The organism is Dellaglioa sp. CoH-56-MRSF-11, assembly GCF_056782135.1.
On sequence record NZ_JBXAYE010000094.1, the window covers coordinates 1 to 286 of the forward strand.

General features: G+C 51.0%; 1 protein-coding gene. It reads left to right on the plus strand.

Annotated elements, in window-relative coordinates:
• Positions 1–69 precede the first annotated feature (69 nt).
• On the plus strand, positions 70–286 hold a 217-nt coding region (locus AC1RPT_RS07980), incomplete at its 3' end, for a hypothetical protein (RefSeq protein WP_481763018.1).

The following is a 286-nucleotide window of genomic DNA, read 5'->3' on the forward strand; positions in this document are numbered from 1 at the left end:
TTTGTGCTCAGCCTTGCAATTATTTTCCACCTAGCGTATAGTTTCTCCATCAACAACGACGGAGGAATTATGTCCTATCTGCTGTTTGCCCAAGACGCCGGTTTCGTCAACTATATAAACGAGGGTACTCTGGGAGGCACCCAAAGCGGTATCGTCTACTCGCTCATCCCGAGTTGCGCGCAAGTCTTCGAGACCTACGAGATGGCCGAAGCCTTCATTGACTACAATGGACTGATTGCGACCACCATCATGCAGATCGCGGAGCCTCCTGCCGAAGAGTATCCTG